The organism is Clostridium sp. Marseille-Q7071 (assembly GCF_965112025.1).
The window spans coordinates 1,977,444-1,989,423 of the sequence record NZ_CBCOPR010000001.1 but is presented as its reverse complement, the minus strand read 5'-3'; the positions used below and the strand labels follow the sequence as shown (position 1 = coordinate 1,989,423).

11 protein-coding genes and 2 riboswitches are annotated in these 11,980 nt (G+C 31.9%); all 11 genes read right to left on the bottom strand.

Features of this window, described 5'->3' with window-relative positions; translation table 11 throughout:
* Nucleotides 1-222 precede the first annotated feature (222 nt).
* The 11 genes from ACWPW7_RS09200 to ACWPW7_RS09150 all read right to left on the bottom strand — a co-directional run bounded on the left by ACWPW7_RS09200 (nt 223) and on the right by ACWPW7_RS09150 (nt 11,760).
* Nucleotides 223-1,329: a BMP family lipoprotein gene (locus tag ACWPW7_RS09200; protein ID WP_291565955.1), complete on the bottom strand. Its 1,107-nt coding sequence runs from the start codon at nt 1,327-1,329 to the stop codon at nt 223-225.
* A 300-nt stretch (nt 1,330-1,629) separates the two neighbouring features.
* Entirely contained in the window at nt 1,630-2,796 is a 1,167-nt protein-coding gene (grdD, locus tag ACWPW7_RS09195) for a glycine/sarcosine/betaine reductase complex component C subunit alpha (protein ID WP_454053284.1), read from the bottom strand.
* Between the two features lie 67 nt (nt 2,797-2,863).
* Nucleotides 2,864-4,402 carry a glycine/sarcosine/betaine reductase complex component C subunit beta gene (grdC, locus tag ACWPW7_RS09190; RefSeq protein ID WP_454053283.1) on the bottom strand — a complete coding sequence of 513 codons (1,539 nt, stop codon included), beginning with the start codon at nt 4,400-4,402 and terminating at the stop codon, nt 2,864-2,866.
* Between the two features lie 229 nt (nt 4,403-4,631).
* On the bottom strand, nt 4,632-5,936 hold the full coding sequence (gene grdB, locus ACWPW7_RS09185) for a glycine reductase complex selenoprotein B (protein WP_454053282.1): 1,305 nt from the start codon (nt 5,934-5,936) through the stop codon (nt 4,632-4,634).
* 118 nt (nt 5,937-6,054) lie between these two features.
* Nucleotides 6,055-6,522, bottom strand: coding sequence for a glycine/sarcosine/betaine reductase complex selenoprotein A (gene grdA, locus ACWPW7_RS09180; RefSeq protein WP_454053281.1), 468 nt, complete (start codon nt 6,520-6,522; stop codon nt 6,055-6,057).
* A 72-nt stretch (nt 6,523-6,594) separates the two neighbouring features.
* Entirely contained in the window at nt 6,595-7,881 is a 1,287-nt protein-coding gene (locus ACWPW7_RS09175; protein WP_454053280.1) for a glycine/sarcosine/betaine reductase component B subunit, read from the bottom strand.
* 107 nt (nt 7,882-7,988) lie between these two features.
* A complete protein-coding gene (locus ACWPW7_RS09170) occupies nt 7,989-8,318 on the bottom strand; it encodes a thioredoxin family protein (RefSeq protein ID WP_454053279.1) in 330 nt (109 codons plus the stop codon).
* A 187-nt stretch (nt 8,319-8,505) separates the two neighbouring features.
* Nucleotides 8,506-9,435, bottom strand: a complete 930-nt coding sequence (gene trxB, locus ACWPW7_RS09165) for a thioredoxin-disulfide reductase (RefSeq protein WP_039634047.1) — start codon at nt 9,433-9,435, stop codon at nt 8,506-8,508.
* A 12-nt stretch (nt 9,436-9,447) separates the two neighbouring features.
* A complete protein-coding gene (locus ACWPW7_RS09160; RefSeq protein ID WP_454053278.1) occupies nt 9,448-9,822 on the bottom strand; it encodes a GrdX family protein in 375 nt (124 codons plus the stop codon).
* Nucleotides 9,823-9,889: 67 nt separating this feature from the next.
* Nucleotides 9,890-9,944: riboswitch (glycine riboswitch) on the bottom strand.
* A 3-nt stretch (nt 9,945-9,947) separates the two neighbouring features.
* Nucleotides 9,948-10,081, bottom strand: a riboswitch (glycine riboswitch).
* A gap of 343 nt (nt 10,082-10,424) precedes the next feature.
* Nucleotides 10,425-11,279 (bottom strand): DegV family protein, encoded by an 855-nt coding sequence (locus ACWPW7_RS09155; protein WP_454053277.1) that lies wholly within the window; start codon nt 11,277-11,279, stop codon nt 10,425-10,427.
* 13 nt (nt 11,280-11,292) lie between these two features.
* Nucleotides 11,293-11,760, bottom strand: coding sequence for a tRNA (cytidine(34)-2'-O)-methyltransferase (locus ACWPW7_RS09150; RefSeq protein WP_454053276.1), 468 nt, complete (start codon nt 11,758-11,760; stop codon nt 11,293-11,295).
* Nucleotides 11,761-11,980: the final 220 nt, after the last annotated feature.

The window sequence follows — 11,980 nt, the reverse complement described above, 5'->3', positions numbered from 1 at the left end:
CGCTTCCTCCTTATACTAACAACCTTCACTACCATTCTCAATAAATTTGAGATAATTACTAATATTATACTACATTTTTTCTATACCTCTAGCATGTATTTTTTGGATAAAGAAAGGAAAATTTTTGATTCTTAAAATCTAGCTCATGAGTAACAAAAGCTAGATGCAAACGGACATCTAGCTTTTATTATACTATTTTTTTATTTACCAGTAAAGTAACAATTATTTAAAATTCTTAGCTTCTTCTCTTGTTGCTGGAGCCTTTATTTCTCCCTTAATAATTTTTTGTTCATAATCTTTAGCAAGATCTATAACTTCTTTTGGAGTATTTTTTTCTGTTGTTTCAGCAATACCAACTGCACCATCTTTTAATCCTAATTCTATATGTCCAGCTTTAAACTCATTATTAACTACAGCTTTTGTAGCATCATAAGTTGCAACATCAACTCTCTTAATCATAGAAGAAAGTATTACATTAGCATATTTCTGTAAGTCTTTTTCAGCTGCTTGGTCTTTATCAACACCAATAGCCCAAACTTCTTTTCCTGCATCTTTTAATTCTTGAGTTGCTTTAAACATTCCTATTCCAACTCCACCAGCTGAATGATATATAACATCACAACCTGAGTCATATAATGCTTTAGCTAATTCATATCCTTTATTTGTATCATCGAATGAATCCGCATATTTAACGTTTTTACCAGCTTTTTTTCCATCTGGACTCTCTAATAATTTTCCTGCTTCTGGGTTAACAGCTTTAACTCCAGCTACAAATCCTGATTCGAATTTTTGAATTGTATCAAAGTCTTTTCCACCTATAAATCCAACTTGATTTGTTTTTGTCATTTTACCAGCTATAACTCCCATTAAGAAAGAACCTTCTTCTTCCTTAAATGTTATAGATGTAACATTTGGCGCATCTACTTTAGCATCTATTATAGCAAATTTGCTCTCTGGGTTATTTTTTGCTGCACTTTCAGTTGCTTTATCTAATTGAAATCCTATAGCAAATGTTAAATCTGAACCTGCATCTACTAATGCTTGTAGATTTGGTTCATAATCTTCTTTTTTCTTAGATTCTATTGGTTTATATTCTACACCAAATTCTTCTACTGCTTTTTTAACACCTTCATCTGCTGATTGGTTAAATGATTTATCATTTAATCCACCTTCGTCTGTTGCAAGACCTATCATGATCTCACTTTTCTTTCCTTCTCCTGTACTTGCTCCGCCTTCATTTTCTTTAGTTGCAGATGATCCGCAGCCAACTAGCACTCCAGCAGTTAATATAGCTGATGCCAGAACTGCCACCAATCTTTTCATTTTCATAAAACTAACCTCCTAAGATTACACTGTGTATTATGTAAGTTACGGTGTTATTACATAATAATAATCACCCTTACTATATTTAACACTATGTTACTATTATAATTAAAAAGTACTTACATATTCAACTGTTTTATAAATTTTTTTAATTTAGTTAATAAATTTTTTTCTATTTTTTAATCAATTTTATATATTTTATAATTATTTATACAGCATTTCTAATTAATGGTTTCTTTTCATTCTTAGTTACAATTTTTTTGATAAAAGGGAAATAGAGACTGAGCAGTATCTGCTCAGTCAATATTATCCCAAATATTCAGCTTTTTTTAATATTTCAGTTGCACTTTCTGAATCTTCCTCAGCAACTAAAACTATTGGTCCAGTACAACCCATTCCACTTTCAGAATAAATATTTTCTTTCCATAATGTTTTACATGCATTTTCAAGTTCAAGTATATCTATTCCTGCTATTGAATAAGTTACAACCTTCTTTTCTGGCATTTTTATATCTTCATCAGAACTTTCAACTTTAGCTACTTTTTTAGCTGTTTTATCTATAAATTGTTGAAGTCCAACCTTATTAGCTTTTTCAAATTCTTCTCTAGCAATATCTAAAACCTTATTTTCTGCACAGGTTGCACAATATCTTAAAGCTTCAGCTATAAGTGGTGCACCAGAAGCTCTTGAAACTATGTTAACCAGTTTATCATAGTTTTCCCCTACTCCAGGCCCATAACCAGCACCAACAGTCTCGTAATTTCCACCGGTTGTAAATGAAGAGAATATTTTTACAAGTAAATTTCCTGTTAATGAATCACATACCATAACGTCCGGAGTTCCAGCTAATAGGTCATTTCCTCTCATAACAGCTCCACCATCTGCTCTTAATGATCCAGTAAATTCGAAATTATATCCTGCTTCTTTTACTTCATTTAATATTCTCTCAACTTGTCTAGCTCCATCTAGGTTTAATATACCAACCTTTGGATTTTTTATTCCATTTGATTTAGCAACTGCTATACCAGATATAGCGTTTTTAACCATTCCCTCAACCCTATTTGTTGAAGTTGTTCCTGTAGTAGTTGCTATTATCATCTCTTTTCCTTTACCAGGAGTTAAAACTTTACCTATAGTAGATACCCCTATCGGGAAATCAAAATGCTGAGTAACACATCCATCTAATTTACCATTTTCAAGCATTTCAGTCATTTTGCTATGGCCTTCTTCTGCAGTTTCTGCTTCTATTATTTCAAAATCAGCATCAACTTTTGGGCCTATTAATACTATATCAAAGTCATCATATTTAGATTTAGCAAGTTCAGCAGCTTTAACCATTTCTTCTACGCCATGCTCAGAGCCTAATATAGTTAATCCTATCCTTACTCTTTTCCTAAATTGACCGCTTTTTATTCCATTTGCTATATCATTAAATACCTCAGCTATCATTGCTTTGGTTGCATTTTGGCTCATAGTTACACCCCTTTTCTTAAGTGTAGTTCCTCTAAATTTGAGGAACTACTTATTTATTTTCACTTAATTACTCCATGTTTTTTGCTAAAAATTCTGCAAAGTCCTTCATTGCATCTGCAACCATTGACTTCACTTCCTCTTTGCTTATTCCAGCACTTTCTTCAACCTTTCCTGGATTCTTTTCAACTAATATTGAAACTCCGTCGAATAAATTAGTCATTCTTCCTAAGAATAAACTTCCTTTACCAACTATCATGAAGTTATTTAATGTACCATTTTTTATGTGCTCTATTCCATGTCCTATTATTGGTGCACCTGATGGGATGTGTCCTTGAGTTGGAGCATATCCTGGATATCCATGTTGTTTAACAAAGTTTGGTAATTCTTTCTTTTCTAGTTGTCCCTTTTTAACAGCTAATGCAGCTATCATTTTGTAGTTTTGTGTTGGAACATCTCCGGCTCCTGCTGGCTCAGTTATATCCGGTGTTTGCATTTCTGGAGCATATTTATCTACATCTGTTATCTTAATTCCATTTTTTATTAATGGGTCAAGTACTAATGCCTCTAAAACCGCTTGTGGTGAAGCTCCATGCCCTATTGTATGTGTTCCTACAACATCAGTTCTTAATATTGGACTAATTCCATCATTTTGAGAAACAAGTACTGCAAATCCACCTAAACAATCTTCTAGTACTGGCATACCTTTTTTAACATGGTCTCTACCATTCATTCCGAGTTTAGCTGTAGCTCCTCCTGCTATTACTAAAACATTTTTATATATTCCACTCTTAACAAGTGATGCTGCTGTTATTAATGAGTGAGCTGGTCCTGCACAGAATCCTCTCATGTCTGCACCAGTTGCACCAGTTAGTCCTACAACTTCTCCAATAGCTTTAGCAATGTTTCCGCCACCTCTTTGGTTCATATCACCAATAGCTTCTTCTGAACATTCAACTATATATTCAATTTCTTCAATTGGTATATCTAAATTGTCTACTAAATGCATTCCCGCTAAAACTCCTGAAGCTTTAACAGCTAAGTTTTCAAGCATATAGTGAGCTGATAGATTAGGGTCAAACTCATGTGCTCTTCTCACACATCCTACTAGTTTTCCACCTTCATATAATCCCTCTGCTCCTGAATTGTTAACTAAATTTTCTATTTTTTCTAAACTATCTCCTACAATCTTTTCAACTTTTGAAGCAATTAATGGATGTTTAGATAATTTTTCTCTTATATTATTTGCAAATTCTTCTTCTAATATTACCAAGTCAAAAACGTCTGATATTTTCATTAATCCGTAAAATTCATCTTGAGGCATAACTTCGCCAAATTTACCAAATCTATTAGCATTAGGAGTATTTTTTCCATACCATGGTCGTGGCATTTCTCCTAATTCCTCTGGAGTTATATTTCCTATATAGGTTTGATTTGGTGCATAAGCCATAACTTCTTCGAATGGTCTTAAATGGCTATTTAATTCCTTTAGATATTCTGAATCAGGATGTGTTTCTCTTTCTAACGTTTGAGTTGTTCCATTATGTATTACCATATCTGGAGTATTAACTAAAATATACGCTGCTTTCTTTAATACTGGAAAATTCATATTCTTCCAACCTCCCCTTATAAATAGGTGAAATAAATTCACATTAATTTTGGAATTTGCTAATTTTATTCTGAACAATTAGATTATCTAAGTTTTATCATTAATACTATGGATAATCTATAGCACATAATTTATAAAATCATTATGCATTATACATTCTCCATATCACTTAGAAATAATTAGGGAACTTTAAGTTCCCTAATTATTATTTACTTATCAAGATATAAAATTACTCAAATATTTTTTGTCCATCAACTGGAGTTTGTAATGCTTCTAGAGCTTTTTCAACTAATCTTCTTCTTAATGTATACTCATCTGCTTTGCTTAATGCAGGATTTCCAAGTGGGTGAGGAATAGCTACTGTTGGTATTATTCTATTAGCTCCAACAGTTAAAGATACTGGAGTTATTGTACACATGTGTACTACTGGTAATCCAGCTCTTTCTATTTCTTTAACTAACGTTGCTCCGCAACGTGTACAAGTTCCTCACGTAGAAGTTAATATAACTGCATCAACACCATCTGCAATTAATTCTTTAGCAGCAAACTCACCATATTTTTTAGAAGAAGCAACAGCTGTTCCATTTCCTACTGTTGAATAGAAATATCTGTGTAGAGCTCCTATTTTTCCTTCCTTTTCTAAATCTCTTAATACATCTACAGGGATTACTCTATCTGGGTCATCATTAGCATATACAGGGTCATGACCACCATGAGCTGTTTCATAAGTTTCCCCTGTTAAATCCATTACTCCCTCTATATCATATTTACCAATTTTAGAAGCACTTGAAGATTCAATATGATCTGGGTTTCCTTTTGGTACTATACCTCCAGATGTAACTATAGCTATTTTAGCTTTAGTGATGTCAACTATTGGTGGCAATGGATCAACTCTATCGAAGTCAGGCATTTTAAACTCAGTTACGAACTCTTCATCTTTTAACTTCTTAACTAACATATCAACAGCTCTTTTAGAACCTCTTTCTGTAGCAAAATAGTTCTTTCTAATACCTCTTTCAATGTAGTTTTCTTCAGCTGGCGATCCAACTTCTTCGCCTTTAGCTAATTTTAAAGCTAATTTAGCCATTTTTGGAAGAGCATCTCTCATTCCAACGGCACTGTTTCTAGTTGATACAATATGCACAAATTTCTTATACATATCAGCACCTGGATTTTCAATATACATTGCTGATAGAACTGGTATATTTAATTCTTCTTTAACTGTTGTAGAAATATCTCCACAAGCAACTCCATATCTTCCAGCGTTAAATGCAGGTCCAGCTATAAATAGATCTGGCTCGTATTTCTTAACCATTTCTAATATTTCTTTTTTTGCTTCTTTAGTATTCTCAGCAAAATAAGAATCTCCGCAAATTACAGTTGCAACTATCTCTGCGCCTTCTTTTTTAAATAATCCATTTAGTCCCATACCTGGGCCTACGAAACCTTCACGTACCTCTGGCTTAAAGTCTGCTTTTTCTTCTCCGCCTATTCCAGCATAGAACTGGTTTATATAATGAACTATCTTAATCATGCATTTTCCCCCTCTCATTGGGAATTGATCCTTAAAAAGCATAGAGCTTTTTAAGGTCAATTATCAATTTCAGTTTTCCTATTAATTCTTAACTTTTAATCATAAATCTATTATAAAATTAAACGTATTTGCTATATTGATCTCTTACAGATTTAACTTCACCTATTATTTCATCAACTTCCAGAACCATTTCCATCATTCCACATTGTTCATCATAGATAGCTTCATCACATTCACCTTTAACCTCTGGTTCTACTACGTGATAAACTGCTAATCCTAGTTCTACTCCTGCTAGTGGTCCTGCAAAAGTTGGGTCTCCTGCTGTAACTGTTTCAGCTGATAATCCAGATGCTTCAGCTTCAGCTCCCCCAATTATTACTACCATATTTTCTGCACCATATTTCTCAGTTAGATCTTTAACTCTTTGTTGGATCTCCAGATCCATTGCACCTGCAGCCGTTCAGACAAAGCACTCTGTTGATGCAAATACTACTTCTGCCCCTGCTGATTTTAAACAAGCTTCTATAGCTGGTCCTGGTATTCCGTCTCTATCTCCTATACAGATAGCCTTTTTTCCTTGTAACATAATTTTATCTTCCTTTCATATTAAAAACTTAACATTCGTGAAACTTATAATATTCTAAATAATTTGGTTATATTAATATCCTTTTGCTGTTAGGTAATTAAATCCTACCTCACTTGTAGCTCCTGTTATAACTTGTATTTCTGCTTCAATTGAACCGTCTTCTCTTAAACTTCCAACGTGTCCTCCAGCTATTATATCAGCAGCCTCAATATGTCCTATTATTTTTTTCATTTTTGGCAATATAACAACCTCATTAGCATTTCCTCCAGTAACTACTGCATCTCCTTTTGGAGTTGAGTCAGCTAGTGATTGTGAACTACCGTCTTGTCCTGCATATTCATCTGTTAAAAGTACTGTTTTAATACCCTTAGCTGTGATTTTATTACAATTCATAACTAAGTCAGCATCTGGGTTACCAAAGCCTTCTTCTGAAATTATAGCAGCATCTGCTCCTAAAAATTCTACTAATTTAGCAACCATATTTGAAGATCTTTCCTTATCAGCTAAGTATACGTTCTCATTTGTAATTACGCATCCGATAAAGTTAAAATCTTTTCCATGTCTTTCATATAAATCTTCTATTATTGGATGGTTCATATGAACATATGATGGGTTTTTGTCACAAGCAGATACACAGTTTCCGCTTACTATAGCTCCATCAAACACTTCTGTTGGGTATATAAATGTTGGAATTATCTTCTTAGCATCTACACCATAAACATAAGTGTCATGTAATAGTCCTTGAGTTTGAAGCATGTAAACATATACAACCTTTGGTAGATCTGGGTATTGCTTAACTTGCTCTAATAGTGGCAATGTTTCGAATGTTTTAACTTCATCTGGTTCAACATTCTTACCAGCTTTGCCTAAGTACACAGCTGTTTTAAAGCCTATTGTTCTTATGGCTTCCTCATGTTCGTGTTGTCCTATACCTTCTTTTGGTTCACATATAACAACTAAGTTATTTGTTTTAGAGAAAGGTGTATATTTAGCTCCTTCTCCACACATGTCAACTATACCTTCTTGGAATCCTACAATTTTACCAGTAGTAACAACTGCAGCTCCTTTTAATACATGAGTTCTTCCTGAACCTACTGTATCAACTTTACTTATAAAGCCTGGGAAAATCCCTCCATTTCCCTCAACTTTAACTCTTGGTTCAATTACGTCCTTAACAGGAATTATTCTAACTTCTTCACCTGGTTTTGCAATATCGAAATCGATACTACTTATTCTTTCATCTCCAGATACTTCTTTAAGTAATTCCTCTTTATTTACATAAAGAACTCCATTATCAACTTTTGTTTCTGCTCCGAATTGAAGATCTTTTATAATGATGTTTCCAATCTCTAGACGCAAAACATTCACCTCCTATGAATATATGAGTTTAACCTAAATTTGTTTTTTATTTGAAGGTAAGCAGCAGTTTACTGCTTACCTTAATAACATCTTAATTAAAGAATGAATTATAATTTTTCATAGTAAGCTTTTATGAAATTTTCTATATCATCCAATGTAGATATTTTATCTGGAGTAATTGTTTCAACACATTCCCCACCATTATATATCTTCATTGTTGGCAATCCTAAAACTTTTTGTCCTATAGCAACTCTTCTAGCTCCGCCTATATTTAAGCTAGCAAATTTAATTTTATCACTGTATTTTGGCTCTAATCCATGAACCCCTGGCATTAATTCTATACAGATTTCACATTTGTCTCCCCAAAAATCTACAAATACTGGTCTATCACTTTGAAGTACTTCTGCCTCAAAATTATCTTTGTTTAATTCTACCATTAAAATTCCCTCTCTTTCTTCAATAAAAGCAAGCTCATTACTTTCATGAATATATTTTCCTATTTCATATTTTTTTAGTCAATATACCTTAAATTTTCACAATATAAATATATTATAAAAATTTTTGAACTTAATTAACTTTTCAAACAATTCTGTTTAAAAAAATAATTTTATTAGTATTTAACTATTAGTTAAATTTTTCCTCTATATAATGTTCACAGTTTGTAGCTGCTATAGCTCCATCCGCTGCTGCTGTAATAACTTGTCTTAAAGATTTTTCTCTAACATCTCCAGCTGCAAATACTCCTGGAATATTAGTTCTCATCTCTTCATCAGTAATGATATCTCCTCTATCATTCATAGTTATCTTTCCTTTAAATAGCTCAGATATTGGTAAGTATCCTACAAAGACAAAACAACCATTTACTGCTAATTCGCTAAGTTCTCCAGTTTTTACATTTTTTATCACTAAACTTTCAAGGATCTCTTCACCTTTAGCTTCTTCAACAACACTATCCCAAATAAATTTAATTTTTGGATTTTTGAAAGCTTTTTCTTGTAATGACTTAGCAGCTCTTAATTGATCTCTTCTATGAATTATTGTTACCGTTTCTCCGAATTTAGCTAAGTATATTGCTTCTGTTATAGCTGAATCTCCTCCGCCTATAACTGCGATATCTAAATCTGTAAAGAAGTCAGCATCACAAGTTGCACAATAAGAAACTCCTCTTCCTCTTAATTCAATTTCATTTTTAAATCCACCTAATCTTGGATATGCACCAGTAGCTATTATTATTGTTTTACCTTCATAGGTAGCTTTTCTTGTTTTAACTACTTTAATATCTCCTTCAAGCTGAACTTCTATAACTTCATCTTTAGCAAATTCAGTTCCAAATTCTTCTGCTTGTTTTCTCATTCTTTGGCTAAGGCTTGTTCCTGTACAATCTTCAATAGATCCTGGATAGTTCTCTAATTCATCAGTAGTGGCTGTCTGTCCACCAAACTTTGCTCTTTCTATTAATAATGTTTTCATTCTTGATCTCGCAGCATACAATCCAGCTGATAATCCTGCAGGACCTCCACCTAAAATGATAGTATCATAAATAATATGTTCCATGGGTAACCCTCCTTAATTGATTGCATGATTTATTAAATCGCAATCTATCAATTGAAAATCTTGTAATATTTTATCACTCCAATTTGGAGTATTGAAATCTCTTAAAAATTTTTCTGTAGTCATTATGGTACTTTCAATTATTTCTAATGACTGAATATCTAAGGACTCCCTATCTAATGATAAACATACGGTTCTATATGGCGTTTCGTTAGGTTTAACACTACTCATTAATGGATGAGTTAGAAGCTTATGGCCTAAATGTATGCTATCTCTAACATTTTTTAGCACTTCCATTGCCGAACCATCTATATAGACTATTTTATACTTTGCTTCAAAGGTTCTCTTTGACAATGGATTATTGGTTATTATAAATAACGGTTCAATCACCTAGCTTCCCTCCTTTTTCACATATAAAAAAGGCATATGCAAAAGTAATAATTAACTTTGCCTATGCCTCTGTCCTTTAAACCTGAGAGTTTTACTCCTTCGGTGCTTACCGCTTTCCAGAGTTATGTCCATTTTCGGTCCTTTTGCCTGAGAGTTTCAAATTTATTGGCAAAATAAATTTTTGCTTCTTCGGCTACCCATTGTTATAAAAATAATTATTAATAATTATTTTTAATAGATCATCTCCCGAAAATTTCATCCATACTTTTATTAAATTGTTTTAACTTACAACCCAAGTATACAACATTCGTCAATAAATTTCTATATTTTTTAGCATTTTTCCTTATTTAAATTCTCTATAACCAATTTTAAAAGTTCAAATGATTCATATTTTTTAGAAACTCTGTTAATTGTTTATCAATTATTAATATTATATTTTAAAATACTAGTTTTTTTAATTTTAATTAAATGTATTATATAAATCAAATATAAGGATTAATTTCATTAAAAATTCTATTATTTATAAATTCTAGTTCTATAAATTATTTATATCTTTATTCAAAATTTTAATTATTAAAATATTAAACTATAATAGCTAATCTTTATTCTTCTATAAAAAACGCTGCACAAGCATCTCTTCCTGAGTGAGTACCAACTACACATCCCACTTCGCATTCAATATAATCTATGTGTTTATTTTCCATATGTGACTTTAGGCTATTGTATATACCCATATTCTCTTCTTCTGGTGCTGCTTGCATCAATATCACAGGAGTCGTCTTTTCAACTCCATAGGATTCTATATACTCCAACATATTTCTTAAGGCTTTTTTACTTCCTCTTACCTTATCTTTAACTGTCATTTCTCCATCTTCAATAGATAGTAAAAGTTTAATTCCTAAAAAACTTCCAATAATACCAGCTGTTTTAGATAGCCTTCCACCTTTAACCAAATTATCTAAGGATTCAAAACAGGTTATACTTCTTATCTTTGGTATTGATTTTAATACTTCTTCATTAATTGATGTAAAATTTAACCCCTGTTCTTTTAACAAGCATGCCTTTACCACTAAAGCTCCAAGAGCACCACATACGCATTGAGAATCAATTACCATTATATCTTCACTATTTAACATCTCTTTTGCCACTAGAGCTGACTGGTAAGTCCCACTCATTTTAGATGATATATGTATTGATATTATTTTATATCCTTCCTTTAAATATTTATCATATATATCATAAAATCTATGAGGATTTATCTGTCCAGTCTTAGGTAGTTCACTAGAATTATTCATTTTCTCTAGAAATTCTGGTAGTTTAATATCCACTCTATCAAGATAAGTTTCACCATCTATTGTGAATACTAAGGGTATCATCTCTATATTATATTTATTAATTATATGATCTGGTAAGTCACAGGTACTATCCGTTATGATTTTAATTTTCTTATCTTCCATAAATTAACTCCTCCTATTTCATTTCAGGGAATCCAAGTTGTCTTAAACCCTCATAAGCTATAATTGCTACAGTATTAGATAAATTTAATGACCTAGTAGTAGTGTTTATCATAGGAACTCTTATTAAAGTATCTATATTATCATTTCTTATATAATCTGGTAACCCCTTAGATTCGCGACCAAATACTAAAAAGTCACCCTCTTTAAAACTTACATCGCTATAGAACTTTTCTCCTTTTGTGGTGCAAAAATAAAAAGTCCCTTCTTTATATTTTTCTCTTAAAGCTTCATAGGATTCGTGAATTTCTATATCTAATAAAGGCCAATAATCTAGTCCAGCTCTTTTAATTTCCTTTTCTTCAAGACTAAATCCTAAGGGCTTTATAAGATGAAGCTTACAGTTTGTAAGCACACAAGTTCTTCCTATATTTCCTGTATTCTGAGGAATTTCTGGTTGAAATAATACTATATTTAAATTCATAGCTATACCTCCATATTATGTCATTAATCACTATCATACTCTAATTAACTAAATTCGTAAAGTTAACATACTTTAATATAATCACTTGAAACTATAGGTTTTTTTCTTAATTATAAAGTAACCCTCAATGATGCGAAAGATTATTTTTTCAATTACTAATTTTGCTAAATTAAATTTATCTTCATATAGATATACAAAATATTATACTTTAAAATTTCTT

Excerpts from the sequence above, each read along its gene's own strand:
- ACWPW7_RS09200 (WP_291565955.1), bottom strand. The coding sequence starts at position 1,329 with ATGAAAATGAAAAGATTGGTGGCAGTTCTGGCATCAGCTATATTAACT.
- grdD (WP_454053284.1), bottom strand. The coding sequence starts at position 2,796 with ATGAGCCAAAATGCAACCAAAGCAATGATAGCTGAGGTATTTAATGAT.
- grdC (WP_454053283.1), bottom strand. The coding sequence starts at position 4,402 with ATGAATTTTCCAGTATTAAAGAAAGCAGCGTATATTTTAGTTAATACT.
- ACWPW7_RS09170 (WP_454053279.1), bottom strand. The coding sequence starts at position 8,318 with ATGGTAGAATTAAACAAAGATAATTTTGAGGCAGAAGTACTTCAAAGT.
- trxB (WP_039634047.1), bottom strand. The coding sequence starts at position 9,435 with ATGGAACATATTATTTATGATACTATCATTTTAGGTGGAGGTCCTGCA.
- ACWPW7_RS09155 (WP_454053277.1), bottom strand. The coding sequence starts at position 11,279 with ATGGAAGATAAGAAAATTAAAATCATAACGGATAGTACCTGTGACTTA.
- ACWPW7_RS09150 (WP_454053276.1), bottom strand. The coding sequence starts at position 11,760 with ATGAATTTAAATATAGTATTATTTCAACCAGAAATTCCTCAGAATACA.